This window comes from Desulfosporosinus sp. Sb-LF (genome assembly GCF_004766055.1).
Classification (GTDB): Bacteria; Bacillota; Desulfitobacteriia; order Desulfitobacteriales; family Desulfitobacteriaceae; genus Desulfosporosinus.
In genome coordinates this window covers 36,808-63,070 of record NZ_SPQR01000007.1, presented here as the reverse complement: position 1 = coordinate 63,070, position 26,263 = coordinate 36,808, and the positions used below count along the sequence as shown (strand labels likewise).

The following is a 26,263-nucleotide window of genomic DNA, read 5'->3' as shown; positions in this document are numbered from 1 at the left end:
GAAACCGACCTGTTATACAAAGAAACACCATTTACAGAAATAAATGGTGTTTCTTTGCTTATCCCCAAGCCATTCCCACATCTTCGTAATGCACTTGTTTTCGAGTAAAATCATTGATCCACTTTCTAAATGTTTCGGTTTCTCGTTCAGGAACATGAACAAGTAGCTTTACCTCTTCACTAAATTCTTCTTGTTGAATCATCCACTTATGCTGTTCAAATTGATATTTGAGCAACTCAAACCATTCATAAGGTACGCGCAATATATATACCTGAAAAATAGTTAATTTTTTCAGTTCCGAGTCAATAATAACTTGTCGAGCACTTCCACCATATGCCCTGGAAAGCCCCCCTGTTCCAAGCAATATTCCTCCAAAATACCTCACAACAACAACCAAAACATTCCATACATTACGATGTTGTAGAAGATCAAGGATGGGGCGTCCACCAGTCCCTTGCGGTTCTCCATCATCAGAGGCCTTCTCAATAAATCCATTGTGCAATCGGTACGCATAGACGTAATGACGCGCATTTGGATAATCTTCACGTATCTTCTGCATAGCCTCATCTATTTGTTCTAGGGTTGCGAGAGGAACTGCAATACCAATAAAACGTGATTTATCAATGACTTGTTCTCCCGTTGTCTTTCGAGATAACGTATAAAAGCTTTCCAAATCTACATCCCCTGTTTTCGCATCTGCGCTTTGGAGAGAAATGATTCAACATCAATAATAAACCGTTCATGTTTGCCGATACCTATTTGCCCTACTTCGTCATGTGCTTCCACTGTAAAAACTAACCGCCTGCGATCAATTTCAACGAGTTTAGCGATCGCAGAGACTTTAGAACCTAGTGGAGTCGCTGCAGTATGCGCAATACTCATAGAAGTACCAACACTCGATTGCCCAACTGGCAAGTTTAAAGCATTTACCGCTGCTTGCTCCATAAGTGCCACCATTGCGGGTGTTGCAAAAACCTCTAAGGTTCCGCTTCCCATTGCTTCAGCCGTGTTTAATGAAGTTACCATTGTTTCAGCCTGGCCCTGTACACCGAGTTGTAAATTCAATGTCATCACATCCTTATAGTCTATAGGTTTACCCAATTCTATCACGAAATAGAGAATAGCGTTGTGAAATATTCACAACGCTATTCTCTATTTTAAGTGTTTTTAAAGATTATTAATTCATCTGGTGTGCACCTTGTGAAATGTCACTGAGCGCATCCCCAGCTTCATTAATATGGATCTTCTCAATTGCAAGATCACCAAGGGCTAAGATCCCTACGAGTTTACCCTGTTCCACCACGGGTAATCTTCTGATTTGGTACTTCGCCATTATATCTGCTGCCTCATGTACATCCTGGTCAGCGGTAATCGTGATCATATTTCCGTTCATAATATCCTTTGCCTGAATGCTATCAAAATTTGTCCCGGCGGCGACAACTTTCAGAACAATATCACGATCTGTGATGATTCCCTTAAGTTTGTTTTCCGCACAAATCGGAATAGAACCAACATCATTTTTCTTCATCAATTGGGCAATCTGAACAATTGATGTATCTTCGGTAACCCAATCGACTGAACCTGTCATTACATCACGGACTTTCATTGTTTAGTTCCTCCTATCATTCATTTTCTTTTTGCAAAGATAGTATGAACATCTCTATAAAAATTCATTCAAAAAAATCATTTCCGAGATTTAGATAAAAAGCCTTTTACACACAAAGTATGTAAAAGGCTTTTTGAAATTTATATAAGTTGTTATAGTCCCTTTTGAATCGACTGATCTTTAAATTGAGTTTCTCTGCGTATAGGATGATAAGGAACACTCGTTACAAGAATGCTCTTACGGAAAAGTAACATCAACTTCATTAATTGCCCTGTTTGATTATGAAGGAGATTTTGCCATAATTTTTCCGGGACATATTCTGGGATCGCTACAGTAATGGTGTCAAAATTCCCGTTCTTTTCGACTTTATCAATATATTTTAATAAATCTTGAACTGTTGCTCGATAAGGAGACTCTACAACTTCTAGTGGTATTTCTATGTGTTGTTCTGCCCAGTGTTTTAGCAACTTTGCGGTACGTCCGGGGTCAGAAGCAATGTGAACAGCGGTCACTTGAGGGGTCAAAGCGTATGCATACTTTAGGGTTTTCAATACGATTAAGTTTAAGTCATACACAGGGACAATGACTTTATTTCGATAATCTGATAGTTCAATTTGTGCTCTGCGTCGTTTTAGTTTCTTTACATGTCTGTGGAAAACTTCTATTGCTTCTGGAGTCACCTCTAAGTCACGAATCTCTCCCTGATACACATAACGAATGCCACGGAACATTAAAACAAGAAGCGGCATAATAATGAGAACAATCCAGGCTCCTTGTGTGAATTTAGTTACAAGGAAAACGAGAAAAACCAGAAACGAAACGACCCCACCAAAGGCAAATATAATAAAATCGGACTTCCACTTTACGCCTTTTTCGTTCCAAGTATGTTTAGCAAGTCCGACACCCGTTAACGCAAACGATAGCAAAACACCAATCGCATAGAGCGGTAGCATATTGTGAGTGTCGCCATGAAACACGATAATCAAAATACAAGAAACTAAGAACAAAGTCCATATTCCTACACTATAGACCAATCGATCTCCCAAGTTTTTGAAATACCTAGGCGTATATCCGTCGCGAGCCATTAAACTTAATAAAATTGGCAACCCCGCAAAAGGTGTATTTGATGCCAAGACCAGAATAGCTGCTGCTGTTCCCATCAAGACAAAATAGGGTATAGTTTTGCCAAAGATTATTAGACCCAATTGATTTAAGATTGTATTTCCTCCAGCGGGTACAAGATGATAGGCACCCGCTAAATAGGTTAACCCTACTAACCCAAACGCAACTATGATGGCCATAGCTAACAGAGTATGAATAGCTCGCTTTTGGGAGGGACTCTTGAACGCCGACACCCCGTTGCTAACGGCTTCGAATCCGGTTAAAGCGGTCGTTCCACCTGCGAAGGCACGTGCTAATATAAACCAGGTCATCCCATTTGCAGTGTTCGACGCAATGTGCCCAGTCGCCACCGCAGTCGGCGTTACGCCATGGATCATTATCTCTATTAAGCCGGTACCCATTAAAACCGCTAAAGACACAATATAGAGGTATACTGGAAAAGCGAACAATCGAGCTGACTCTCTTAAGCCACGTAAATTAATCCAGGCCATGAACAAAATAATCAAACAGTCTGCTAAAACTTTATGTTGTGGTGACGCTAACCATGGGATAATCCCCGTCAAATTCTCTATGGCAGAACTGACGCTGACGGAAACTGTTAAAATATAGTCGAGCGTTAAACTTGCGCCCGCAAGAAGACCAAAGTTCTCCCCAAGATAGGCCTTAGCGATAGTATAGGACCCGCCTCCTTCAGGATACTTTTGGATAGCCTTTCGGTAAACGAGAAAAATGCTGATTACAAGAAATATGATAGCAATGGAGATTTTCGAAATATACGCGAAGCCTAGCGATCCAGCCAGAAGAAGTACGTACAAGATCTCATCCGGCGCATAACCCTCAGATGAAATTATGGACGATCCGAAAATAGGGAGGCCACCAAAAACACCCACTTTTGCCTCTTCAGAACTTTGAGTCATTAGCGGATGGCCAAAGATAAGAGTACGAATCTTTAGCGATAAGAGTCTATTATTATTTGCCATTAGAAAAAATCCTTCTTTCTCCCCATTAATGTCAAATATAATATCCAATGATCTTATACTTAGACCATAGTGATTCTACTCCACTTTATAGTCCTTTGTCTATATAGATTCTTCGAGCATTACGATCGATTTATTTAATACTCTTAGTCGATTGTCACCCCACTAATTTTATCCGACATACTTCTTCAATACACCCACTCCATATCCATTTTACTATTGACTTAGTGACTAGGTTTTGTTCCCGAAACAACGGCGACAACACCACCTGCTAAATTATCGAAGCGAGTTTCTATTAGTCCACACTCAGCGAAAATACGGACAAGTTCTTCCTGGGCTGGAAATTCTCGAGCAGAGTCATGTAAATATTGATACGCACTGGCCTTTCTGGCCCAGATTTTCCCCATCAAAGGAACAAGTTTATCAAAATATAACCAATACGCTTGTTTAAACCCTGGAAAAGTCGGTTTGGCCATATCCAAGGATACAACCTTCCCACCGGGCTTAACTGTACGTATCATTTCACGTATTCCCTGACGTAAATCTGGCAAATTTCTTAATCCCCATCCCACCGTCACCCCATCAAACGAATGGTCTGGAAAGGGAAGCGCCATAGCATCTCCTTGAATAAATCGAATATTACCTTGATTTGTGGACTGGGTCAATGTTTTTTTTGCAACATCCAGCATATTTTGCGAGAAGTCTAATCCTGTGACATCTCCTGCTGCGCCAACGACGTTTCCGAGTTCCATAGAAAGTTGCCCTGTCCCACAGCAAACATCCAGCATATGCATACCAGGCATAGCTCCTACTCGTTGTACTGCGACACGTCGCCAATGTTTATCCATACCCAAGCTCATTAAGCTATTCATTAAATCATAATGACCCGCAATGGCATTAAATGTTTCTTTAACATAAGTTGCTTTGTCTTTACCAGCAAAATCCATAATTATTCTCCCTATCTCTTGGTTCATAAATTTCATTATATGTATGACATTTCCCTAAATAGTACTCGAACATCGCCCATTTGTCTAGATACTTCAAGTATTGACTGTAACAATGCACTTTCCAACATAAAGTTACTAATTGACTTTTTCCAGAAAGCCTCCATACTGATCTTAACACTATACTTACGTAATACTAACGAGTAACTTAGGTAGAAAGGGGTCCCATCCATGAGTCCGGAAAAACCTATAGAATATTCCACGATCGGTATACTATCTTTAGCACATATGCTAAATGATATGTATAGTAACTATTTACCTCAAATGCTTCCTTTTCTAGTGGCGGCGACAGCCTTATCCACCACTCGCGCAGCCATCTTAGTTTCGGCGTTTACCATTAGCTCTTCCTTCATTCAGCCGATTTTCGGCTATTTTCTGGACCGGCAAGGAAAACGCTGGCTTGTCCATGTGGGCACCCTATGGATGGCTATTATGCTTAGTCTAACCGGCCTTGTCCAAAACTATCTCCTTCTTGTGCTTTTGGCTGGCCTCGCTGGTCTGGGAACGGCTGCCTTTCACCCTCAAGCTTCGACCATGATTACAGTCATAAGTGGGGATCGAAAAGCAGTCCTCTTATCGACCTTCGTCGCCTTTGGGAATATTGGCTTTGCTCTTAGCCCACTTCTGTTAGTACCCTTATTTCAAAACTATGGTCTTCATGCTACCATTTACACTGTAATTCCTGGAATTTTCGTTGCCTTATTACTCTTTTTCTTTGCCCCGAAAAATGATGTCTTAGGTGGAAACGCGCCGACCTTGTCTGAAGTCATTTGTTCCTTACGATCAGCGCGCTCGGAACTACTCGCTATTACTAGTGTTATCGCCATTCGTTCTTTAACTTATACTGGATTGTTAACAATCCTTCCGTTATATTTCCAAGCTCAAAAACTTTCTAGTATTGCCGCCAGTCATTTAGTCTTCGTAATGCTGTTCTCTGGTGCAATCGGAGGAATCTTGGGGGGATTCATTTCAGATCGCTATGGTCGAAAACCTTTAATTGTCAGTTCTCTTATCCTAGCTACCCCTCTCTTCTATGGTTTCACACAAACGCAGGGCACCCTCAGTATTGTTTTCTTAGCCCTAGCCGGCGCATCCCTCCTATCTAGCTTTTCCGTGACGGTAGTAGCAGCGCAAGAAGCCATACCAAATAATAAATCGTTGGCGGCTGGGTTAACTATGGGATTTGCTGGTGGAGTGGGTGGCCTTCTGGTCATTTTAATCGGTCGTATTGGAGATCTCTACGGTTTGTCCACTGCGATTTCCGTGTTATTCTTTCTACCCATCGCAGCGGGAATCATCGCCCTTTTTATGAAAAATAGGCCTACTGCAAAATCAGAACGTTTAGCCGCTCGGTGATCTTAAATTCGACTGAAAAATATATTGGACCATAAAAAAGGAGTTGAAACAAACCTCGCTTCCAGCTTGTTTCAACTCCTTTTTGTTCAAGAATTTGTTTTATTTTCCTTATTCAAAGAATGATTAATCTTTAATTTTAAAAGCTCCATTCATTAAATCAAAAATAATATTCTCTACCCCATTTAAAGAACGCGGTTTTTTAGAAAGCACCCAATCGCTCATCACAGCATCTAACGTCCCAAAGAACATCTGCCGGCCTACCTTGAAATCACTCAGAACCATTTCGCCCTTTGCAACCCCTTCTGCCAGGACTAGTTCAATCAACTGAAAATACTCTCGTAGAGGCCCCGAAATGGCTTCCCTAATCTGCGGATCGGACTGACGGATCTCAATCTGAGTGACCATAGCCAGAGAACGGTTTTTCTGCATATATGTGATATGGGTTCTTGCAATACGCAATAGCCGTTCCTTTGTTGTCTGACACTGAGCAATTTCTTTACGAATTTCTTCTGTAAATTGACCCATCCTATCCGTAAAAAGGCTAACAAGGATATCCTCCTTATTTTTAAAATAAAGATAAATTGTTCCGTCCGCAACTCCAGCTAGTTTGGCAATTTTGGATACTTGACAGGAGAAATAGCCATATTCTGCAAATGCCTCCGTAGCAGCATCGAGAATAGCCTGATATTTTTCCTCACGTGGCTTACTCATTTTATGCATGGACTCCCCTCTATGCTGCCCAAATCTTATTTGTGATCACATTAATACCTTGACACAAAAGAGACTATGCGAAGAACCTTACTTGGTTTTCGAATTCAATAATGTTTGTCCCCGCTCCGAGAGCGCCCAAACTGAGAACGTTTCAGATGAAACAAATCCACACCCTTCACAGTGACCGCTACACCGATCCGCGTCACAGTTCGCACTGCAGCCTTGTCCAAATAGTTCACGACTTATATAGCCCATATGTTCCATTTGCTCTAAGGCGCTTTCAGTTTCCCTCACAGAATAGCCAACTTCGTGGGCTAGTTGTGCCATCGACAATGATTCCTTGCGTCCCAGTATTTCCAATATATTTGCAAGCATACTCATTCACTCCCAAAGGGTTTTTAGCATTTTAGTGAATACCCAACGCCAGTCCTCCGTGAAAAACAATCCACCCAACGATAAAACTAAGAATAAGGTTATAAGCAACTCCAAAGCTGGTCCAACCTAAACTTCCAGATTCCTTATACGTTGTGACGACAGAAGCAAGACAAGGGATATAAAGCATATACACCACCAGAAATGTGTACGCCCCCAAAGAAGTCATAGCACCCGTCATGGCCTGTGCGATGGACTGTGAAGCATCTGCGGCCACGCCATACAAAATACCGAGGGTTGATAAGGTCGTTTCTTTAGCCGTAAAGCCAAAAACAATGGCAACCATGATCCGCCAGTCAAATCCCAACGGTTTACCAATTGATTCCAACAGTCCTCCCATTTTACCTGCCCATGTTGCATTCATTGGAACTCCTTGCGGATACGAACTCAAAACCCAAACCACAATCGAAGCCACTAAAATGAATGTCCATGCCCTTTTTAGAAAGGAGTACGTTTTCTGCCAAGTAGGCCACAGAATATTACGCAACGTAGGGACATGGTAAAGAGGGAGTTCCATGACAAAGGCCGAGCGTTCAGTTTGCTTGACAACTCTTCTTAAGAAAAGTGCAGAGAACATCACAAGGAGCATACTTATCATCAGAAGACTTAGCATAACTAAGGCTCCACGTGAACCAGGGAAAAAAGCTGCCACAACAGCACTCATTACTCCTAAGCGCGGAACACAAGGAATCAATGGATTAATAAGCATAGTAATCAAACGGTCTTTAGGGTCCTCCAACGTTCGCGTAGCCATAATCCCTGGAACGTTACATCCGAAACCGGAAACCAAGGAGAAAAACGATTTCCCATGCAACCCCATAAGTTGCATAAAACGATCCCCCAAAAACGCTGCACGTGCCAAATACCCGCTGTCCTGCATAAAGGAAAAGAAGGCAAAGAAGATAGCAATTTGAGGCACAAAGGCCAAAACAGCGCCTACCCCCGCGAAAATACCGTCTCGTACCAAACTTTGGATAAAGTCAGGCGCATGACCCCATTGTAACAAAGTCACCAAAACATCGCCCGCCCACGCCATACCTTGTGAAACAGCTTCTCCTAATGGCGCACTGGCAACGAAAGATCCCCAAAACACTAACGCTAGAACTGCGACCATAATTGGATATCCCCAAATTGGAGATAAAATCCAACGATCAAGTAAATCCGTCCATGTTGGTTTAGCCAGATTTTCCTGTGTGATAAACTTCGGAAGAATCTGCGAAATGTATTGATACTTAGCATCGGCAAAGGCCATCTCGAACTGATCTTTGCTCCACCCTTCTGACTCATACTTTGAGAGCAGTGGCTCTCCTGGAAGCGTAATTGCTTCTTGAAGTTCATAAATTACGCCATCTCCAGAATCGCAACAGGAATTCTTGTCCTTACTTTTTGGGGATTTCGCGGAAATTTTCTTCCACTCTTGTCCGATTTCCGAATCTCGCTCCAAACGTTTAATAGCTAACCACCGCAATGGATACTTTGTTGCCCATGTGGTGCCTGCCAACAATCCTTCCATTGCCTGAATTCTTTGTTCAAGATCTTGTGGATAGTGGACATCACCCGACAACGGATCTTGTTCCTGCTCTCCTACACGAATAGCTTCCATAAGGAATTCTTCTACCCCTTTTCCTCTGGCCGCTATAATTTCAACCACGGGAACCTTTAAAGCAGAGGCTAAATTACTGGCATGAATGGTTATCCCAGCAGATTGTGCTAGATCCATCATATTTAAACCGATAACAACACGGGGAGTTAACTCCAGAACCTGGAGAACTAAGTAAAGATTTCGTTCAATATTTGAAGCGTCAACCATAGCCATTACAACATCAGGCTTTTCTCGGAGAATATATTCACGTGTGACGATCTCTTCTTGAGAATATGCAGTCAGACTATAGGTTCCAGGAAGATCAATTAACTCTATCTCCTGATTGGCTCTTTGAATCACACCCGATTTTCGTTCAACTGTTTTTCCAGCCCAGTTTCCAACTTGTTGGTTGGAACCTGTTAAAGCGTTAAAAACCGTACTCTTTCCGACATTGGGATTACCCATAAGTGCTATCTTCATGGTTAGCCGCCTCCTCTCATCTAGCTTCATAATTATGTCCTTGCGGCAAACTGTTTAAATTATACAAGATTATAGACTATAATGTCCTATCGCCCTGCCAATGAATGTTCCTTGTGTTCCTGCTGCATCTTCGTGACAAGAATTTTAGCACATTCCCCTCGACGCATCGCTAAATAATACCCTTTCAATCGAACCTGAAGTGGACCGCCTAAGGGAGCCCGACGAACAACCTCTAACTCAACCCCTGGAACAATGCCCATGTCCATCATCCTGCGACGCAAAGCACCGCCGCCTTCAATACGTTCAACATACGCCCGTTCCCCCGGTTTTAAATTCTCTAAAAAACGTTCCATCGTCTATCCCTCCTGTTATAATGATAATCATTCTCAGTAAAACGTCAAGTGATGCAATTGATAATCTATCTCATTTATAGAATACTATTCTTTCCTAACCCTGTCAATAGAAATAATGATTCTTACCTGGCTCTACCTAAAGAGATTGCCTAGAAGGTTTTCTTTTTGAAAGCTTTTCTTTTATTAATCTAACATCTTCATCAATAAACCTATGCGTGATGTTGCTCACATCGAATTTTAGAATCTTAAAAACGAACTGAATAATATATCCCAATGTTAATGCCATGGCCAAAGTTCCTACCCCGACGAGCCCGCCTAAAAGATACCCTACAATTAAAACACTTGATTCAATACCATTTCTTATAAACCGAACCGATTTACCTGTCTTCTTTGTTAATGCGATCATTAACCCATCTCGTGGCCCCGCGCCCAATTCAGCCCCAATATAGAAATAACTGGCAACTCCAATGACAGTCATCCCTAGTACCATCATTATTACGCCAGGTAAAACATCATTAAAAATTGGAATCATATGATTAAGCATAATTAAATCCATAAATATACCGATAAATAGCATATTGAGTAGGGTTCCCCATCCTAATCGTTCTCCCAAAACCGCGTTCAATATTACCAGTATACTTCCTACAGCAATACTTGCCTGACCCATGGTAATACCAATAAGGTGCGTCATTCCTTGATGAAAAACATCCCAAGGTGAAAGACCAAGGTTAGCGTTGATCGTTAATACGATACCTACTGCATACAGAAAAAGACCTATAAAAAGTCTTATTAACCTTAGAATCATTTGTTTCACCGCTTATCACCATAACCTTCCACAAATATAGGTGCCACAAACTAAATAGTTGTCTTGGACCAAAATTCTCTAGAATAGCATAAAGCACTAGAATCATGAGATCTTTCAAATTTGAAATACTTAGTGTCTCTTTCAGCGATCATAAGTGAAGACACAGATATAAGTCCCTCATAAAGAGGTCAAAATGAAGAGTAGTGAATCAATTTACGAGTTGAGAAGGGTTCAATGACCAAAAGCTAAGATATTCCTTTGATGATACTACCCATTTAAAGAGCAAATTGCACAAGCCATTTCCTATATAATTATAATTTATTAACTCCATGATTTCGAATCTAAGTAATATCCTGCTCGTTTCTCACAGCTAGAACGTCTTCCTTCTTATATAGATGGTCCAATATCTTTGGAGAACAAAACTATTCATTGACTTATATCCCCGGCTTTTGTCGGACTCTTTTTAATGGGCGCTAAAAATGCGCCACATTCTAAATTCCTTGGGGCTTTAATGTAGCGCGTAATGTTGGGGAACACTCGAACATAAATCGGGGTCCTGGTGATGTAGGATGACATATTTAATCTTTTCCAACGGCATAATAGTACTAGATAGGGATTGCAATGAAGTCCTCCATTCTGACACCAATCCAATAAATATTGGTGGCTATTTCAACGATCTTAGGTAAACTCATGATGATTCTCCCTCATTTGTAGAGATTTCAACTGGGCGGGTCCTTCGCCTATGAATACACCCTAGTTTCATTCTATCATGCTTTACTACGTAGAAAAAAGGATTTCGTACCGTAGGAAAACTTATGTACCTGAAAACTTATTCTTTTTGACACGCCAAAAAAGGCCAGGGATTACCCCTGGCCTTTTGTTAATTTTTCTAGTAACGACGCATAGATTGGAAGCAATCTCGACAATACACAGGCTTCTCACCTGAAGGTTGGAAAGGAACTTCCGTTTGTACACCGCAGTTTGCGCAGACTGCGGGAAACATTTGACGTTGCGGGCGACTACCATTACTACCGAAGCCACCACCGTAATTACTCCGACCACCGCCCATTTGTTGTTTGCGGGCTTGACGGCAAGAGGGGCAACGAGTTGGATCATTTTCAAATCCTTTTTCCGCATAGAAATCTTGTTCGCTAGCCGTGAACACAAAGTCCTGACCGCAATCGCGACATGTTAGAGTTTTGTCTTGAGCCATAATAACTCCTCCTTATTGGGTGTTCCTTGTACGCGTTGGATCCTGCACAAATTTTCATCCGTCTCACCAAATAAGGTCCGAAGTATGGATTCCAATTTTATTTAGGCCCAAGTCTTAACAAGCACACGGTCAGTATAGCAGAGCGTATGCTCAGAAGCAAACTAAACTTTTTCATTTGAGGAATCTATTCCCAACTCTTTCAAAGTATTCTTTAGCCTGGCAACATGAAAAGGTTTTGTCATCTCATCTCCATGAAAATGGCAATCAATAATATCAGCGTCCTTCACAAGTTCCTCTAGAGGGGTTCCAACCTGATCCTTCTTGGAATGGTTAATAACCGCATTGACAATCTGCTCTCTGATTTTTTCATCATAGACTTTCCCCTCAGTCAAAAAATATCGAACTAGTTCCTCTCCTTTAGGGGCATGATCCAATTGTTTTCCTGACACCCAGCGGCCCATGTCGTGTAAGGCACAAGCTAAAGCTGCCTGCTCCTTGTCTATGCTCCGCTGTTCCGCTAGCAAACGACCGATTTGGGCACAGCTTGTTGCATGAACCTTCTCCCATGTTATTGGATAATCGCGTTCCATAGTCTGTCCCTTTAAGTTATCCAGCAGATCATAGATTCTTTGTAAGTTATTAATAAAATTCCATTTCACGACGTTTCCCTCCTTGAATATTTTACCATGCAAAAAAAGAAAATTATTGAAGTTATTTTTCATATCTTATCCTAGGAGTATTGCAACATGAGGAGGAGGACTGTTTGAATTCTACTTGGACAGCCACAGCACGACGCCTTATCGACAAACGATTATGGATACTCGGATATATTTCCGAAGATTACCAAGGAGATTTGCGCGGAATTGATTCGCTTCGGCAACAAAGTTCTCACATTGATGTTTATGCTGATTTTGCCTTCCAGCTTCTACCCAACGGACAGTTTACTGGTCAAGTCAATATGCTTGCGCTTCAAGAGGCCCACGAACGAGACATTGCCTCATTTATTCTCTTCCATAATTTTAATGGTGAAATATTTGATCCTCAGCCTTTGCGTTCTGTTTTATCTTCTACTGCCTCTCAGCGGAATTGCATACGCCAGATGATAAATTTGCTCCCCCCCAAAGCAGCTGGGGTACATGTGGATTTTGAGGGCGTAGAAGCCCCTTACCGAATTCCTTTTCTGTCGTTTCTAGAATCTCTTAGAGCGGAGTTGCATAATCGTGGTTTACTTTTAACCATTGCTATCCCTGCCAAGCGTTCGGAGTGGGAGGCACCGGGTTATGATTTTGCTGGTATTGGGAGGCTATGTGATTCAATAACCCTCATGACCTATGACGAACATTATGCAGGTGGTTCGCCCGGTCCAATAGCGAGTTTACCATGGATGACTGACACGCTCGACTATGCCATTCGCTATATCCCCAATGAAAAGCTATTATTGGGAATTCCAGTCTACGGATACGATTGGTCCAACGAACCTACGCGAATTGTTCCAATGCGTGATATTCCTAATTTGGTCGCCCAAACCAATGCACGAATTCTTTGGTCAGACCCCGCAGTTGAACCATACTTTTATTACTGGCGAGGTCGAACAAAACATACTTTATGGTATGAAAATGAACTTTCCTCAAAGGTTCGCCTCGGCTTTGTGAAGAGTTATCGCTTGCGGGGAGTTGCTATATGGCGCCTCGGGTATGAAACAAGCCGTTTTTGGCAAGGAGTCGCGAGCAAACTTAAAAGATAGGCTAAACTTACCTTCGCATTGATAATAGAGCATCTTCATCGAGAGGATGCTCTAAAACCACTTGTTCTTTGATCGATTACCCTTTATTATTAAAATAATTAAAAAAATCTAAAGGTGGTGGAATTTTTCCATGTATGACCTCAAGAATTACACAGAAATAGCTGTCCGTCAGGCACTTCAGGATTACCTCCATCTTAACAAACTCTCCTGCTCTTGTGAACAATGTAAAGCTGATATTATGGCATTTGCCTTAAATCGGCTACCTGCCCGTTATTATGTTTCTCCACGTGGCGAAATTATGACTCAATGGGAGTCCCACGCGGTTCCAGACCAGGCACGAGTAATGTCGGAGGTTGTACGTGCCGCCCAACAAATCAGCGCCACACCGTCGCATAAATTCCGTACAACTACCGATGATGCAAATTAGTTATTGATTACGATGATGACCACCAATATTCCTACAACTATTAATCCTACCACTCGAAAAGGGGTATTAATAACCAGTTGTACGCGTACTGGAGTCCATTCAATGCCAATCATACCATTACCTCCTCGCTCCCTTCTAGTGTATGATGTTATTCTACACGCTGTGAAAAAGAGGAGGCCTCAGAGGCCTCCTCTTTGTATACTATTCGAAACTCCCCAACACGAGCTCTCTTATCCTAAATCATTTTTATGATTTCGTGGTTACTTCTACCTATTTGATTTGGTGCGAGTTAAAATTCAGAAATGAGGTCTTTTTAGTGCTTAAGCCTGAGGATCTTCTCCGCTTTTCTTTGTTTTCGTCTTTAACGGCTAACGATGTGAACCCCCTACTCCCTCATCTGAAAGAGCGCCGTTACCGTCGTGGGCAACTATTATTTGTTGAGGGGGAGATTGGTTCATCAGTTTACTTTGTCCTTTCTGGCCAAGTAAAGCTCAGTAAATCGACACCAACAGGCGAGGAACAGATTCTCGATTGGTGTGGACCCTACGATTGTTTCGCCGAGGTTCTACTTCTCGAAGCTGGCTCATACCCAGTTACTGCCGAAGTTCTTCAAGACAGCACACTATTAGTCTTACATAATGAAGTCATGCCGCGAATTTTAGAATCTAACCCTGCACTTTCTGTAGCCCTCATTCGGACTTTGAGCCGACGATTAAGACTTGCTCAAGAGTTCATTCGGGTTCTAACAAATCGTTCCACTGCAGGAATTCTCGCCGCCCTTTTTCTTCGCCTAGCACGGCCTGCTACAACCCCAGGTCATCCTATTTACATAGATGCCTCGTTTACGCATCGGGATCTGGCCAGTATGATTGGCACCTCCCGTGAATATGTTAACAGAGCCATTAACGGCTGGAAAAAATCTGGGATTTTGAGACTGGTCGATGATCGATTAGAAATCATAAAGCCCCATGAATTAGCAGACTGGCCTTAATTAAACCCCAGAATATTAGTACCTACTGGTCTTTCTAGTTGGTTTATAATGCGCGAACATTCTTCCCAACTGATATTCGACTGACGGCGCCAGAAAACCATTGTAGCCCTTGTTTTTTCACATTCTCGTTCATTAAGTAAGCTTTGGTTCGGCATTTTACCTCCCCAAGCTTTAACCCATTCTTGATAACATTGAATCAGTTCTGTCGATTGACTTTTTAAATATCGCATTGCATAGATACTCGTTAACCAATGAATTACTTCATCTTCCCCACCCCTGGCGTAGACTTGGCCGTCCAAGTCAGTACCGGCAATCAAAAGGAGCAAAAACAAGAAATGTACGCGCACAGCCTGTCTCAATGACTCAGGGTTCATCTGTAGAATTTCTGCAAATCTGCCCAACGGCTTAAGAAAGAGTTTTACACTTGGATCTCGGTAAGTACAAGTTCCAAAAGCAACCAGTGGAATTGGGAAGACATCCTCCAAGCCACTCTCTTGTAATTGCCCGACTAAGTCCCGTTCAGCCTGAACCAAACGTTGTTCTCTCATTAAAAGTTGGTCCTGCGTCTCTTTTAAGAAGGATTCCGCGTCCTTGGGACGCTCTGGAAGGGCATCAGCCCACTCACGTAATCGTGAACGCCTTGGCATTAGAATATCAATCAGTGATCCAGTTTCTTGATGCAATAGTTTGAATCCCTGGCGTACACGTTCAGGGTCACGATATAATCCCCTCATTAAAGCTTCTGCTGTACGGGGAATTTCTACAGATTCCTCAAATCGTATAATCGCTTCTCCGTTTCGCTCCGGAAACTTAAGTCCCATAGCCTGTTCGATATCTAATCGCAACGAAGACACCACGGTTCCCCTCCTTAGCCTTGTCTCTTGTTTCATCCTATGGATACTGGAGATCATTCAGACCATACTCGACTTAAATTTGACCATTATTCACCACTTTGTTAAAATAAGTAAAATGATATCAGAAACGAGCTGACGAACATGGCTGAGCGCACTTATCACGAATTTAACCTCGACCCATTTCAAGAAGAGGCACTTGATGCCATTGATGCTGGAAAATCAGTTATCGTAGCAGCCCCCACAGGCACCGGAAAAACCTTGGTGGCTGATTATTTAATCGAGAAAGCTATGAATGAACATTTGAGAGTGATCTATACGGCACCGATCAAAGCATTAAGTAATCAAAAATACAGAGACTTTAAATCACAGTTTGGAGAAGAGGCAGTGGGCATTATGACAGGAGATGTTGTTCTGAATCCGACAGCACCTCTCCTTATTATGACGACAGAAGTTTTTCGCAACCAAGTCATCACAGAAGATCCTAATCTCGAGTTTGTCTCTCACATTGTTTTTGATGAAATTCACTGGCTTAATGATGAGGAAAGAGGCACAGTCTGGGAAGAATCCATCATTCTGGCACCACCCAAAATGAAAATTCTTGGCTTGAGTGCTACGATCGCGAATGCACGAAATTTAGTGGATTGGATCAAATCAATCCGCAATGAAGAAGTTGCTCTCATTGAAGAAACCAAGCGGGTTGTTCCTTTAGAATACTTTTACTATACCAAAGACACAGGCCTTGTCGATTATGATCAACTTTGGCATTATTATCGTCAGAAACTCAAAAACCGGACCAACGATGAAAACCCGTTTGGCCCAACGACTCACTTGGACCTCATTCGTACAATTCAGCGTGACCATCTTCCTGCACTGTTCTTTGTTTTCAGCCGCAAACAATGTGCCTTAAAAGCCATGGAATTAGCGACTATAGCTAATTATTTAAGGTCTCCCGAACGCCGAACAGTTGAAGAAAAATTTCTTCAACTGTTCGGCCCAGAAATCGAATGGTCATCCTCGACTCGTCAGCTTAGGCGTTTATGTACAAGAGGGATTGCCTATCATCATGCTGGGTTGCTACCCTCTCAGAAAGTCATAGTCGAAGAACTCTTCTTAGCACGGCTGATCAAGGTACTCTACTGTACAGAAACCTTTAGTGTTGGGATCAACTATCCCGTCAAAGCGGTTTGTTTTGATTCACTTAATAAATATGATGGACGCAATTTCCGTCCACTTGCCAATCATGAATTTTTCCAAATGTCTGGTCGTGCTGGGCGTCGTGGACTTGATGAGAAAGGCTTTTCGTTTGCTCTTGTTGACTTGGCCTATATGGAAAAAAGTCCTCCACCTAAGTTCCAGTTAAATCGTCTCGAACCACTTACCAGTCAATTCAGACTTACCTATAATACAGTTTTGAACCTCACTGCGACTTTAACGCAGGCACAAATAGAAATCTACTTTCAGAAGAGTTTCGCGGCCTATAGCTACCGATTCGCTTCAGATCATCTAAACACCGAATTAGTCAATATTCAAAAACAACTTGAAGAGGCCCAACACCATCTCTGCGAGGAAGTGGGATCATTCAACTGTCCACTGAAACATCATCCCAAGCGAAAGGATCTTGAGAAGCTCCGGAAGACGTACAAAGCTTTAGGTCCCCGAAAACAAAGCCGTGTTTACGGACGTGAAATGGCTCGTAAAATTCGCTCCTGGGAAAAGTTATTAGCCCAAGCTCCGAAGAGTTGCCCTTCACAACGACAAGATACCTGCAAGGGTCTGGATAAAACCTACCTAACGCTTAAACAGCAACAACAGAGCCTTCAAACGTCATTGGCGAGCCTTCCGGAGGAAAACGCCTTCCTCCACGAATTTGAGTACAAAAAAAATCACCTTCGCCAAATAGGGTATTTGCGTAAGGATGAACTTTTGCCCCGCGGCACTTGTGCAAGCCATATCTATGTTCAAGAACTTCTAGTGACCGAACTAATCTACTCTGATGTTTTCCCCCAACTCGATGATGATCAAGTCAATGCCTTGCTGTCAAGCATTGACTTTGAAGCAAGAAAAAATGATGTGTTTCAACGTGCTGCAATCTTCGAGTCAGCTCCTATCAAAGAAATCGTAGAGTACATCCAAAGTATCTGCGGGCAAGATTCCATAAGATTCGACCCACGTGTGGCTGGGCTTACTCATGCATGGAGTCAAGGAAAAACTTTTGAAGAAGTCCAATCCTTATGTAACCTTGATGAAGGAGACATCATCAGTGTTTTTCGTCGAACCATCGATCTCATGCGTCAGATGCGGGAAGCTGTCAGTGATTCTGCACTGCGAATCCGCCTAAAAGTATGCATGGAAAAACTTGACCGTGATGAAGCGGCCATAATGGAACTTTAGGAAAAGCGAAAGGGAAAAGCTCTTTCGCTTTTCCCCACTTAATCCTATAAATTACTCGGCTTCAAACTCACTTTTGCCCACTCCACAGAGTGGACAAACCCAATCTTCCGGAAGATCCTCAAAAGCAGTACCGGGTGCAATTCCCGAATCGGGATCCCCAACAGCGGGATCATAAACATAGCCACAAGCTGAACAAACATACTTTTTCATAAAAAGCCTCCATTCATTTTTAGTAGATAATTTCAACGATTAATTCTATCATTTTTTGCATTCATACGCCAACACTCAGATCCATTCATGCCAAATGCGATTATCTCAAGGATCCCTTAGACAATGAAACACTATAATTGTTTAAGACGTAGCAGCGAAAGTCATCGACACATTGACAAGGTTCGTTATGATCACAAAAACCCACCTCAAGCTTACCCAATAAATGGTGATGCAGAATATGTACGTTAACGTATAAGTGATTTACCCGCTCGTTAACTTCTAAATAGTACCTTACCGAAAAATACAAAAGAACGAGTCCACAGAAACTCATAGGCACCCCGATACCTGGTAAAAGCCAAGGAATCAACAAACTACTTAAACCCAAGAATACTACGATCAGTATCCCCAGCGTTGATTGAAATTTAGCAAGCTTCCACTCATTATAACGGCTAAGAAATTCATTGAGTAACCGAGCCATTCGTACAGATTGAACCGGCAAATTCGGGTTTTCCACCGTTTTGCATAGTATGGGCTGATAAAGCATTCCCATGCTTGCTCCTCCATTCTCGCCCACAAGATCATAAATTCCCTTGACTAATTAAATGGACAAGATCATCAAGACAGCCCAAATAATCCGTCTGCATTTCAGATTGATTAGTTCCTACATAAAAAAGCTTCATCCCTAGTTCTTGGCATACCTTATCTTCAATATTATCACTGACCAACAAACAGCTCTCAGGTTTAACGTCAAGACAATCCGCAATCTCTCTAAAGAACTCAAGATGGGGCTTACAAAAATGAAAGTTATCCCAGGCAGGAATGACTTTGAAATGATCCGGATTTAGCCCAGCCCAGCGAAGTTGCTCTCGTATAGCGATTAACGGTATCACTGGATTCGACGCCACAGCAGCTAAAAATCCCTGTTGAATAGCGTACTCAACCACCTTTGCCCCTTGCGGAATAACCCGAATCAAGCAACGCAACGCAGGGAAATCGGATTCATAAAACTCCTCGAAAATTGGATGTAACGTTTGGTACGATTGATTCGTGGCTTTACTAAAGTCGTCATAAAACGTCTGCATATTTGTTTGCCCAGGTTTAGGTTCATTCCGCATAACTTCCATCGATTTTAAAAGTTGTTTTGAAAACTTATCTGGCGGGAGAAGATGCGCAAAGCGCGGAGCCAAAAATCCAAGATAATTTCGCATGAAGTCAGACGAATTTATATTTGTCAACGTTTCTTTTATGTCAAAAAGAATAGCTTGAATCACGACTGTTTCCTCCTATTGAGGTCTCAAACGCAGAACGATTCTATCTTCTGGTTCTATGCTATATTATTCTCCTTTTCCTTACGAATTCCTTCTAGTTTTAAATAAGTTCCATTCAGGCAAATTGTTTTTTCCTAATTTTCATAAAAAAGACCCCAAGAGAGTGATGATCTCTTAGGGTTCCTCAACAGTTCTCAGTTCTCGCAACGACCCGCTCTGCTTAACAGAGGTGCAATACTGAGACTCCCTTCTCTAATGTGCTGCAGCACATTAGAGAAGGCCATTGCTTAATCTTTAGAAGGCTCCAACCTTTTCCCTCGACGCGATTTCGCTTTGCGGCAAAACATTGCCTTACTTCCATCCGGATAAAAGGTTGTTCACTTACTTAAGTTTACTTCTACATCCAGAATGGAAAATCCTTCTATTTTTTATTCTTTTTTTTCATTTTCTTTCGTTTCTCCAATAGTAGCTCTGCAGTGTGTATAACTCTGATGTTAGGATTTTTCTTATCTAGGCCGCCAGCAATTTGCATTAAGCACCCTGGACAATCAACAACGACGACGTCTGCACCAGAGGCTTCAATATTACCTAGTTTACGATCCAAGATGGGACCTGACAGCTCAGGGAATTTTATTGAATAAGAGCCTGCGAATCCACAACACCGATCTGATTCTTTCATCTCAACAAGTTTTACCCCTGACGTATTACTCAAGAGTTTGCGAGGTTCAGCATAGATACCCATTTTCCGTTTCAGATGACAAGAATCATGATACGTAACTTTTAAAGGTTCCCCATCTCCACCAGGGGTTAAGCCGCCGAGATCAGATAACAGTTTAGAGAAATCTAAAGACTTACGACTCAGTTCTTCAGCACGAGCAGCTAACGCTGGATCATCTTCAAGAAGTTCTTTGAAGCTGTCTTTAAGAGCGTGTGTGCAGGTAGGACAAGCGGAGACAACGTAATCAACCTTTTCCGCCTCTAACGCTTCAATATTTATAATCGCAGACTTTCGCGCGTTTTTACGGTCACCCATATACGTAGCTGGAGCACCGCAACATGATTGCCCATCTGGAAATACAACTTCATAGCCTTTTTCATTGAATGCGGCAATAACCCCTTCACCAATCTTAGGATAGACAAAGTCAATCAAGCAGCCTGCATAGAATGCAATCGTTCCTTTGCGTTTCTTAACATCTTGCTTGATGTTCTTAAACACATCTCGAAAAGGAACTTTGGCAACTGCTGGCAAACTTTTCTTCTCCGTAAGACCCGAGAGAAACATGGGTAAATGACGAATAACCGGCTGCCCTTTGGTGAACGGCTTTTGAGCAACAGATGCCATGCGCAACAACGAATGGAATAGTCTCCGATTAGAAACCACATCCAAGGCAAATTTCTGGGTGAACGGAAGCCCTTCTTTTTCACCCATACGGTTTCGCATCTCTAAAATCATCTCTGGAATATCTAACTTTCCTGGGCATACCTCGGAACATTTTCCACATTGGAGACAAAGATTTTGCGGGTTTTGAGCATCTTTTTCAGAATTTAAGAAGTTAGTTAAGATGGTTCCAATCCCACCTGTATAAATATGTCCATAAACATGCCCACCCACAAGTTGGAAAGCAGGACATACATTCAGACACGATGCACACCGAATACACTGGAATGTCTTTTTAAACTTTTCGTCGTTATACATCTTTCGTCGGCCGTTGTCCATTAGGATAATGTGAAATTCCTTGGTCTGAACTGAACCATCTGGGAGATAGGCTGGCGTTGCACCCGTTACCATGCTTACATAACTGGTAATTTTTTGACCCGTCGCACTCTTAGGGAGTGCCTGAAGTATGTATCCGGCATCCTCAAATTTTGGTACCAATTTTTCTATGCCCACTAAATAGACATGCACCGGGGGCAAGGTGGATGTTAGACGAGCGTTTCCTTCATTCGTCACCATAATCAAAGTACCTGTCTCTGCAACGGCCATATTGGCTCCAGAAATCCCCATATCCGCCTCTAAAAACTTTTTACGGAGTTCTACCCTAGCCGTTTTAACAAGTTCAGAGATATCAGGTTCATTTACCCTCTTTAAGTGTTCGGTAAACGTATCTGCGACCTCTTCTTTCGTCATATGAATTGCTGGCATCACCATGTGAGAAGGATGTTGTCCCGCTAACTGTACAATCCATTCTCCCAAATCTGTTTCCTGCACATCCATACCTTCAGCTTGCAATGTTTTATTGAGTAAAATCTCCTCAGAGGCCATGGATTTAGACTTGACAACCCGTTTTGCACCTTGTTTCCTAGCCAGTTCAAGAATATATTGTTTTGCGTCTTCGCCGGTAGTTGCACGAAAAACCTTCGCTCCTCTGGCAGATGCTTCTTTTTCGAACTGATCCAGCATTTCGTCCAAGTGAGTTGCTGCATAGGACTTCACACGAGCGATATTCTCGCGTAGTTCCGTAAAGTCATAACCCTCGTATGCCTGCTCACGTGATATAGTGTAAGCATCACCAAAACGGCCCAACGCTCCGCGTAATACTTTATTGTCAAGTGCATTTTCGATTTTTGTTTTAAATTGTTTATTAGCCATTTAAGCCACTTCCTCTACTTGCTCATCAACAAAGATAACGACGAGTTGTTTGGGACCATGGACCCCGATCGTCAAAACGCGTTCAATATCTGAAGTTCTACTTGGACCTGTGATAAAACCCACAAATCCAGGAATTCTAGGGAGTCGATGGAGAGTTGCCATAGTTTCCATGAGTGTTGGAATGAGTTTGGATGTGGAAACAAGTGCGACATGGATAGGCACCAGGGTGGAACATAGGCGCTGATCAACATTCGCATCTGCGTCCGCTTGAACAAGAGTTCCAAGTTCAGCAATAGCATAGTTAACTTGCGTGATACCTGCATGTGCATCTGGCGTAACTTCACGAAAATGGTCTGTCATTACGACTATACCAGCTTCACCCAACTGATTTTCCATAGTTCCTTTGCGTGAGATTGAAGCATTTAATAGTGCAACATTCTGTACCCCTTTTTGCTGAAGCACTTTACAAAGAAGTTGTCCTGCTTCTTTAGCGGTTTCAACACGATAACATTCTCCAGACACGGCTTCCAATTTCGTTTTAAATCGTTCATATAACTCAGTTGTTCGATCAATTCCCATAAGGCTCTTCCTCCTTCGGTTTTTACTATTTATAATTAAACCAACATATCTATTAAATATATTGGTCTGACCATCATGCCATTTACCTTATTTTAATGTATATTTTCAGAAGTATCAATATCTTCGGTATTAAAAATTGAAATATTATAATAAACTTCTTAGGTTTCGAGATTTAACTAAAACTATATTTAGAAGATGGTTTTTTAGCTGTCTGTCCTATCTTTTTTCGAGAACAATTTGGAGAGTCTACTACCGATAATTTGTTAAAAACGGTAATCCAAAACGTTGTTATAAGAATTTCTCCTATAATTTACAAATTGATTTTCGACAAAATTTGCGTTATGGTTAAATAAGTAAGTCTGGTAACCTAATTTCTAGACCTTGCGCGCAAGAGGATTTCCGGACGCGGAAATCCTCCAAAAATTTTCGAAGAAAACTTGCAATTTTTGAACATTGGATTATAATTGTTATTATTGGGGGTATAGCTCAGCTGGGAGAGCGCTAGATTCGCATTTTAGAGGCCAGCGGTTCGATTCCGCTTACCTCCACCATAAGACTATTCGGAAATAAGAACTTTAAACTTAAAAACGAAAAGCTGTTGACAGTATATTGACTGTAGGCAGCTTTTTTTCTATGTTAATAACAATTTGGCCAGGTCTTTATGACCTGGCCAAATTGTTATTAACATATTTATACGTGTTCTAATTGCATCTTGTCTGTCGTAACATGAAAGGGGGGATAGAATGCGAAGTGTGCAGTTCGATTTAGAAATACTTTACGTGCAAAAACTATATTTTTTTATGTACTTAGCAACACTTACCCTACTGGCCACAACGATTACTACTTGGCGGTTTGGGTTGAACAGTGGCCTACATCTTCTATTAGGTGGCCTTTGCGTTTCCTATGTAGCCATGATAAAGAAGAAAACCTTTACTCCTCCTGAAAAGAAGGTAACAGCCAAACGAATGGCCCGTGCGATTTCACAAGACACCAGTCCCATGTCGATTGCACGTTTTGCAAGCCAACTTTATTACTACTTCCAAGCGCCGACAATAGCTATATCGCTTCTAGAAAAATTCCTCCCTAGTCATGATCCCTTGCTCTGTACGACACTTGGGGATATTCTGTTAAAAGAAGGCAATACAATACGAGCGCTCTATGTATTGCGTGATAATCCCCACTCTTTAGTCGACCCTCTTATGCTTGCGACGCAGGGCCGTGTTCTTGTACAAGTTGGAAAAATTCCAGAAGCCGCCCAATTATTCGAGCGAAGTTTACATCTGGAACAACAACACGGATTTCCACATAGTGGATCCCATTGGCTTACTCAAAAGATCCTAACTCTAAGTTATAAAGCCAGTATTCATCATTCATTAGCAGACTGCTATGTTTGGCTTGAAGATCTCCCTCAAGCCAAACGTCATTACCGGGCTGGAAACCGACTTTTACTTGATCCTTCGCTTTGGCGTCATTGCCCAGTCGATGAGAACCATTCTGCAAAAAGCAACAAAAACTCTTATTAGTTCTTCATTATTTTCTCTTTTATCCTCGGATCGATCTCCCTATTCCAACAGGTTTTTCAATGGCGATTCCCTATAATAAGGATAAAGCTAGTATATTACCGCAAAATCAGACAAGACTAACCTCATGTTTTCGAATGGAGGGTGAAAAATGCTGTCAATTCAAGGTGAAGAGGTCTTGGAATTTATTCGTGATTTCGAAACATCCTCTCGTGAATATCTCCTCTCCAAAGGGTTGAGTGAATACGAGCTAACCAACGCCTACCTCGATTTGCAATGGGATTTCCTCCATGCAATTCTCAGACAACGCGAACAAAAAAACTTCACAACCCCATTCTGTTCACAATAACAAACTCTGAGCTGATGCCCCAATCACGTTACGTGCCAAGTAAATGATTGGGGTTTTATACTCGGCTAAAACTTTTTAAAAAACAATCCCTTGCCCTTGTCCAACCTTTGATAGCGTTGTAATGCGCGAATGGCCGTAAGCGCAGTTGTTATCGGTTCCTCATAATTCCACCCCTTTGCATAGACTCCACGGTAAGAAGGCTCAAATGAACCATCACTTTTCTGGACTGCAAGGAGACTTCTTATTCCTTTATTAAAGACTTCTCTTGGAACCATTTTTGAATATCGCCATAACCCTGTAATAGACAAGCTAGTCTCGACTGCTGAACCCCAACCTCCATCGTGATTCTGAGCATTCACAAGAAATATCTGTCCTTTTTTCTTTGCCACACTGATATTACGTGCTGTGTTCCACCGTTCCCAACTGAACTTCCACTTGCTGAGTAATTCTAAGGCCTGTGCGGTACTATAGATGGACCCCGTAAACCAAGATGCAGGGAATGCACCTTGATCATCTTGCTGAGCTAAAATCCAATTTATACCACGCCATATTTGTTCATCTTGAGAACGAGAACGTCTCCATAAGGCCTCTAAAACGTGAATGCTAACATCAACACTCGAAATATAGACGGGGAACTCTGTAGAGACATTGGGAGGTACACCTTGAAAGCTAGGAAATGTCCCCCAGCTTCCATCAAAATTCTGTAACCGCTTCAGAAGGTTAACTCCCAACTGATTCTGTTCCCCGAGAACTTGGTGTAACCCGATCAAGGCAACAGCCGTATCGTCCAGGTCAGGGTGAGTGTACGGAGGGGTACTTCCATAACTACCATCCGCATTCTGGGCTTTCTTTAACCAATTCAGTGCTGGATTTAGCCAAGGAATTTCTGAAGGTCTCTGAGTTGTCTCTCCAAAGATGCTCAAAGCCCAACCCATAGCCCAATTTCCAAGTTGATCAAAAGCAGGCCACCCACCACTTGGATACTGTTTCTGTACCAACCATTGTGCAGCTCTTTGTGTTTGTACAAGATTACTCCCTTTGCTAATAATCGCAAGAGTCGCTAAACTCGTTGCAATTATATCTTCCGCCCAAGAACCGTCAGCCATCTGTGTTTTTAAAAGGTACTGAATCCCTCTTTGAATTCCATCTAGTGAGTTTGAGGCAAGAATTGAAGCCGCAACAACAACCGGTCTTCCATAGTGTGGCAACTTAGTTAATATCCTATCTTCCAGAATAGTTGGAAGTAAAATTTCCTCCGGAGTGGGACCCTCTAGGCCTGGAACCACCCTTTGTCCTAACGAAAGAATCATATAAGAAAATTGCCGTGCTTGAGACAAAAGTCTCAGTTTGGCCTTCCACCCACCTTGACTTCCCCGAAGAACCATCCTGACGATTTGGGTGATCTCTTCATCAGGTGTATCACCAGGGAATTTTCCCCAGCCTCCTTTATATTGCTGCCTCAACCATTGTATTCCACGCTGTTGAGCATCCTCAAATCCCCTTCCGACTGCGAGTAAGGCAAGGGCGGCAAGCGCAGTTGCCCCTGGGCTCGAGGATATACCGTGCGCTTCGTCAAGACTTCCCGACAGGATCTGCTCCACACCTTCAAATACAAAAAAACGTGCCTTTTCAAACCCCTCATGGACTTCGCCTTTAAGCTCCATAGCACCGTCTCCGTCCTCATATTTAGCGCAATGCC

The 26,263-nt window shown here is 42.2% G+C and carries 26 protein-coding genes and 1 tRNA gene; 8 read left to right on the top strand and 19 right to left on the bottom strand.

Annotated elements, in window-relative coordinates; all coding sequences use genetic code 11:
• Window positions 1-58: 58 nt before the first annotated feature.
• The 5 genes from E4K68_RS11890 to E4K68_RS11870 all read right to left on the bottom strand — a co-directional run bounded on the left by E4K68_RS11890 (window position 59) and on the right by E4K68_RS11870 (window position 4,652).
• Window positions 59-673 carry a YigZ family protein gene (locus E4K68_RS11890; RefSeq protein ID WP_135379159.1) on the bottom strand — a complete coding sequence of 205 codons (615 nt, stop codon included), beginning with the start codon at window positions 671-673 and terminating at the stop codon, window positions 59-61.
• Between the two features lie 2 nt (window positions 674-675).
• Window positions 676-1,071 (bottom strand): thioesterase family protein, encoded by a 396-nt coding sequence (locus E4K68_RS11885; protein WP_135379343.1) that lies wholly within the window; start codon window positions 1,069-1,071, stop codon window positions 676-678.
• Between the two features lie 106 nt (window positions 1,072-1,177).
• Window positions 1,178-1,606, bottom strand: coding sequence for a CBS domain-containing protein (locus E4K68_RS11880; protein WP_135379158.1), 429 nt, complete (start codon window positions 1,604-1,606; stop codon window positions 1,178-1,180).
• 152 nt (window positions 1,607-1,758) lie between these two features.
• Window positions 1,759-3,708, bottom strand: a complete 1,950-nt coding sequence (locus tag E4K68_RS11875; RefSeq protein WP_135379157.1) for an APC family permease — start codon at window positions 3,706-3,708, stop codon at window positions 1,759-1,761.
• 221 nt (window positions 3,709-3,929) lie between these two features.
• Complete coding sequence (locus E4K68_RS11870; protein WP_135379156.1) at window positions 3,930-4,652, bottom strand: demethylmenaquinone methyltransferase; 723 nt, start codon at window positions 4,650-4,652, stop codon at window positions 3,930-3,932.
• Between the two features lie 228 nt (window positions 4,653-4,880).
• Between E4K68_RS11870 and E4K68_RS11865 the strand changes: the two genes are divergently transcribed.
• Window positions 4,881-6,065 carry an MFS transporter gene (locus E4K68_RS11865; protein ID WP_135379155.1) on the top strand — a complete coding sequence of 395 codons (1,185 nt, stop codon included), beginning with the start codon at window positions 4,881-4,883 and terminating at the stop codon, window positions 6,063-6,065.
• 123 nt (window positions 6,066-6,188) lie between these two features.
• Here E4K68_RS11865 and E4K68_RS11860 read toward each other — a convergent pair whose 3' ends face one another.
• From E4K68_RS11860 to E4K68_RS11830, 7 genes are all read right to left on the bottom strand, one after another.
• Window positions 6,189-6,776 (bottom strand): TetR/AcrR family transcriptional regulator, encoded by a 588-nt coding sequence (locus E4K68_RS11860; RefSeq protein ID WP_135379154.1) that lies wholly within the window; start codon window positions 6,774-6,776, stop codon window positions 6,189-6,191.
• Between the two features lie 87 nt (window positions 6,777-6,863).
• Window positions 6,864-7,151: a winged helix-turn-helix domain-containing protein gene (locus E4K68_RS11855; RefSeq protein ID WP_135379153.1), complete on the bottom strand. Its 288-nt coding sequence runs from the start codon at window positions 7,149-7,151 to the stop codon at window positions 6,864-6,866.
• 31 nt (window positions 7,152-7,182) lie between these two features.
• Complete coding sequence (feoB, locus tag E4K68_RS11850) at window positions 7,183-9,270, bottom strand: ferrous iron transport protein B (protein ID WP_135379152.1); 2,088 nt, start codon at window positions 9,268-9,270, stop codon at window positions 7,183-7,185.
• An 86-nt stretch (window positions 9,271-9,356) separates the two neighbouring features.
• Window positions 9,357-9,623, bottom strand: coding sequence for a FeoA family protein (locus tag E4K68_RS11845; RefSeq protein ID WP_135379151.1), 267 nt, complete (start codon window positions 9,621-9,623; stop codon window positions 9,357-9,359).
• 136 nt (window positions 9,624-9,759) lie between these two features.
• Entirely contained in the window at window positions 9,760-10,428 is a 669-nt protein-coding gene (locus E4K68_RS11840; protein ID WP_135379150.1) for a hypothetical protein, read from the bottom strand.
• Between the two features lie 889 nt (window positions 10,429-11,317).
• Window positions 11,318-11,641, bottom strand: coding sequence for a zinc-ribbon domain containing protein (locus tag E4K68_RS11835; protein ID WP_135379149.1), 324 nt, complete (start codon window positions 11,639-11,641; stop codon window positions 11,318-11,320).
• A gap of 161 nt (window positions 11,642-11,802) precedes the next feature.
• Complete coding sequence (locus tag E4K68_RS11830; protein WP_135379148.1) at window positions 11,803-12,300, bottom strand: HD domain-containing protein; 498 nt, start codon at window positions 12,298-12,300, stop codon at window positions 11,803-11,805.
• 104 nt (window positions 12,301-12,404) lie between these two features.
• Between E4K68_RS11830 and E4K68_RS11825 the strand changes: the two genes are divergently transcribed.
• The 3 genes from E4K68_RS11825 to E4K68_RS11815 all read left to right on the top strand — a co-directional run bounded on the left by E4K68_RS11825 (window position 12,405) and on the right by E4K68_RS11815 (window position 14,803).
• Window positions 12,405-13,385: a glycosyl hydrolase family 18 protein gene (locus E4K68_RS11825; RefSeq protein WP_135379147.1), complete on the top strand. Its 981-nt coding sequence runs from the start codon at window positions 12,405-12,407 to the stop codon at window positions 13,383-13,385.
• Between the two features lie 130 nt (window positions 13,386-13,515).
• The gene (locus E4K68_RS11820; RefSeq protein WP_135379146.1) at window positions 13,516-13,812 is read left to right on the top strand and encodes a late competence development ComFB family protein; all 297 of its coding nucleotides are present in this window, start codon (window positions 13,516-13,518) and stop codon (window positions 13,810-13,812) included.
• Between the two features lie 316 nt (window positions 13,813-14,128).
• Window positions 14,129-14,803 carry a Crp/Fnr family transcriptional regulator gene (locus E4K68_RS11815; protein ID WP_135379145.1) on the top strand — a complete coding sequence of 225 codons (675 nt, stop codon included), beginning with the start codon at window positions 14,129-14,131 and terminating at the stop codon, window positions 14,801-14,803.
• Here the strand turns inward: E4K68_RS11815 and E4K68_RS11810 are convergent.
• Window positions 14,800-15,657 carry a hypothetical protein gene (locus E4K68_RS11810; protein WP_135379144.1) on the bottom strand — a complete coding sequence of 286 codons (858 nt, stop codon included), beginning with the start codon at window positions 15,655-15,657 and terminating at the stop codon, window positions 14,800-14,802. The genes E4K68_RS11815 and E4K68_RS11810 overlap by 4 nt on opposite strands.
• Before the next feature lie 141 nt (window positions 15,658-15,798).
• On the opposite strand from E4K68_RS11810, the gene E4K68_RS11805 reads away from it, so the two are divergent.
• The gene (locus tag E4K68_RS11805; protein ID WP_135379143.1) at window positions 15,799-18,048 is read left to right on the top strand and encodes a DEAD/DEAH box helicase; all 2,250 of its coding nucleotides are present in this window, start codon (window positions 15,799-15,801) and stop codon (window positions 18,046-18,048) included.
• 51 nt (window positions 18,049-18,099) lie between these two features.
• On the opposite strand, the gene rd is transcribed toward E4K68_RS11805, so the two are convergent.
• The 5 genes from rd to E4K68_RS11780 all read right to left on the bottom strand — a co-directional run bounded on the left by rd (window position 18,100) and on the right by E4K68_RS11780 (window position 22,695).
• A complete protein-coding gene (gene rd, locus E4K68_RS11800) occupies window positions 18,100-18,258 on the bottom strand; it encodes a rubredoxin (RefSeq protein ID WP_135379142.1) in 159 nt (52 codons plus the stop codon).
• 100 nt (window positions 18,259-18,358) lie between these two features.
• Window positions 18,359-18,808, bottom strand: coding sequence for a hypothetical protein (locus E4K68_RS11795; RefSeq protein ID WP_135379141.1), 450 nt, complete (start codon window positions 18,806-18,808; stop codon window positions 18,359-18,361).
• A 28-nt stretch (window positions 18,809-18,836) separates the two neighbouring features.
• Window positions 18,837-19,529, bottom strand: coding sequence for an HAD family hydrolase (locus E4K68_RS11790; RefSeq protein WP_135379140.1), 693 nt, complete (start codon window positions 19,527-19,529; stop codon window positions 18,837-18,839).
• A gap of 418 nt (window positions 19,530-19,947) precedes the next feature.
• Complete coding sequence (gene ldhH, locus E4K68_RS11785; protein ID WP_135379139.1) at window positions 19,948-22,116, bottom strand: L-lactate dehydrogenase (quinone) large subunit LdhH; 2,169 nt, start codon at window positions 22,114-22,116, stop codon at window positions 19,948-19,950.
• Window positions 22,117-22,695: a lactate utilization protein gene (locus tag E4K68_RS11780; protein ID WP_135379138.1), complete on the bottom strand. Its 579-nt coding sequence runs from the start codon at window positions 22,693-22,695 to the stop codon at window positions 22,117-22,119.
• 475 nt (window positions 22,696-23,170) lie between these two features.
• Between E4K68_RS11780 and E4K68_RS11775 the strand changes: the two genes are divergently transcribed.
• From E4K68_RS11775 to E4K68_RS11765, 3 genes are all read left to right on the top strand, one after another.
• Window positions 23,171-23,246: transfer RNA gene (locus E4K68_RS11775), tRNA-Ala, on the top strand.
• 192 nt (window positions 23,247-23,438) lie between these two features.
• Window positions 23,439-24,218, top strand: coding sequence for a tetratricopeptide repeat protein (locus tag E4K68_RS11770; protein ID WP_135379137.1), 780 nt, complete (start codon window positions 23,439-23,441; stop codon window positions 24,216-24,218).
• A 148-nt stretch (window positions 24,219-24,366) separates the two neighbouring features.
• Window positions 24,367-24,564, top strand: coding sequence for a hypothetical protein (locus E4K68_RS11765; RefSeq protein WP_135379136.1), 198 nt, complete (start codon window positions 24,367-24,369; stop codon window positions 24,562-24,564).
• A gap of 65 nt (window positions 24,565-24,629) precedes the next feature.
• Here E4K68_RS11765 and E4K68_RS11760 read toward each other — a convergent pair whose 3' ends face one another.
• On the bottom strand, window positions 24,630-26,228 hold the full coding sequence (locus E4K68_RS11760; protein WP_135379135.1) for a prenyltransferase/squalene oxidase repeat-containing protein: 1,599 nt from the start codon (window positions 26,226-26,228) through the stop codon (window positions 24,630-24,632).
• Window positions 26,229-26,263: the final 35 nt, after the last annotated feature.

Coding starts and splice junctions, on each gene's coding strand:
- E4K68_RS11885 (WP_135379343.1), bottom strand. CDS start 1,071: ATGACATTGAATTTACAACTCGGTGTACAGGGCCAGGCTGAAACAATG.
- E4K68_RS11880 (WP_135379158.1), bottom strand. CDS start 1,606: ATGAAAGTCCGTGATGTAATGACAGGTTCAGTCGATTGGGTTACCGAA.
- E4K68_RS11875 (WP_135379157.1), bottom strand. CDS start 3,708: ATGGCAAATAATAATAGACTCTTATCGCTAAAGATTCGTACTCTTATC.
- E4K68_RS11870 (WP_135379156.1), bottom strand. CDS start 4,652: ATGGATTTTGCTGGTAAAGACAAAGCAACTTATGTTAAAGAAACATTT.
- E4K68_RS11865 (WP_135379155.1), top strand. CDS start 4,881: ATGAGTCCGGAAAAACCTATAGAATATTCCACGATCGGTATACTATCT.
- E4K68_RS11860 (WP_135379154.1), bottom strand. CDS start 6,776: ATGAGTAAGCCACGTGAGGAAAAATATCAGGCTATTCTCGATGCTGCT.
- E4K68_RS11855 (WP_135379153.1), bottom strand. CDS start 7,151: ATGCTTGCAAATATATTGGAAATACTGGGACGCAAGGAATCATTGTCG.
- feoB (WP_135379152.1), bottom strand. CDS start 9,270: ATGAAGATAGCACTTATGGGTAATCCCAATGTCGGAAAGAGTACGGTT.
- E4K68_RS11845 (WP_135379151.1), bottom strand. CDS start 9,623: ATGGAACGTTTTTTAGAGAATTTAAAACCGGGGGAACGGGCGTATGTT.
- E4K68_RS11840 (WP_135379150.1), bottom strand. CDS start 10,428: ATGATTCTAAGGTTAATAAGACTTTTTATAGGTCTTTTTCTGTATGCA.
- E4K68_RS11835 (WP_135379149.1), bottom strand. CDS start 11,641: ATGGCTCAAGACAAAACTCTAACATGTCGCGATTGCGGTCAGGACTTT.
- E4K68_RS11820 (WP_135379146.1), top strand. CDS start 13,516: ATGTATGACCTCAAGAATTACACAGAAATAGCTGTCCGTCAGGCACTT.
- E4K68_RS11805 (WP_135379143.1), top strand. CDS start 15,799: ATGGCTGAGCGCACTTATCACGAATTTAACCTCGACCCATTTCAAGAA.
- rd (WP_135379142.1), bottom strand. CDS start 18,258: ATGAAAAAGTATGTTTGTTCAGCTTGTGGCTATGTTTATGATCCCGCT.
- E4K68_RS11795 (WP_135379141.1), bottom strand. CDS start 18,808: ATGGGAATGCTTTATCAGCCCATACTATGCAAAACGGTGGAAAACCCG.
- ldhH (WP_135379139.1), bottom strand. CDS start 22,116: ATGGCTAATAAACAATTTAAAACAAAAATCGAAAATGCACTTGACAAT.
- E4K68_RS11780 (WP_135379138.1), bottom strand. CDS start 22,695: ATGGGAATTGATCGAACAACTGAGTTATATGAACGATTTAAAACGAAA.
- E4K68_RS11770 (WP_135379137.1), top strand. CDS start 23,439: ATGCGAAGTGTGCAGTTCGATTTAGAAATACTTTACGTGCAAAAACTA.
- E4K68_RS11765 (WP_135379136.1), top strand. CDS start 24,367: ATGCTGTCAATTCAAGGTGAAGAGGTCTTGGAATTTATTCGTGATTTC.
- E4K68_RS11760 (WP_135379135.1), bottom strand. CDS start 26,228: ATGGAGCTTAAAGGCGAAGTCCATGAGGGGTTTGAAAAGGCACGTTTT.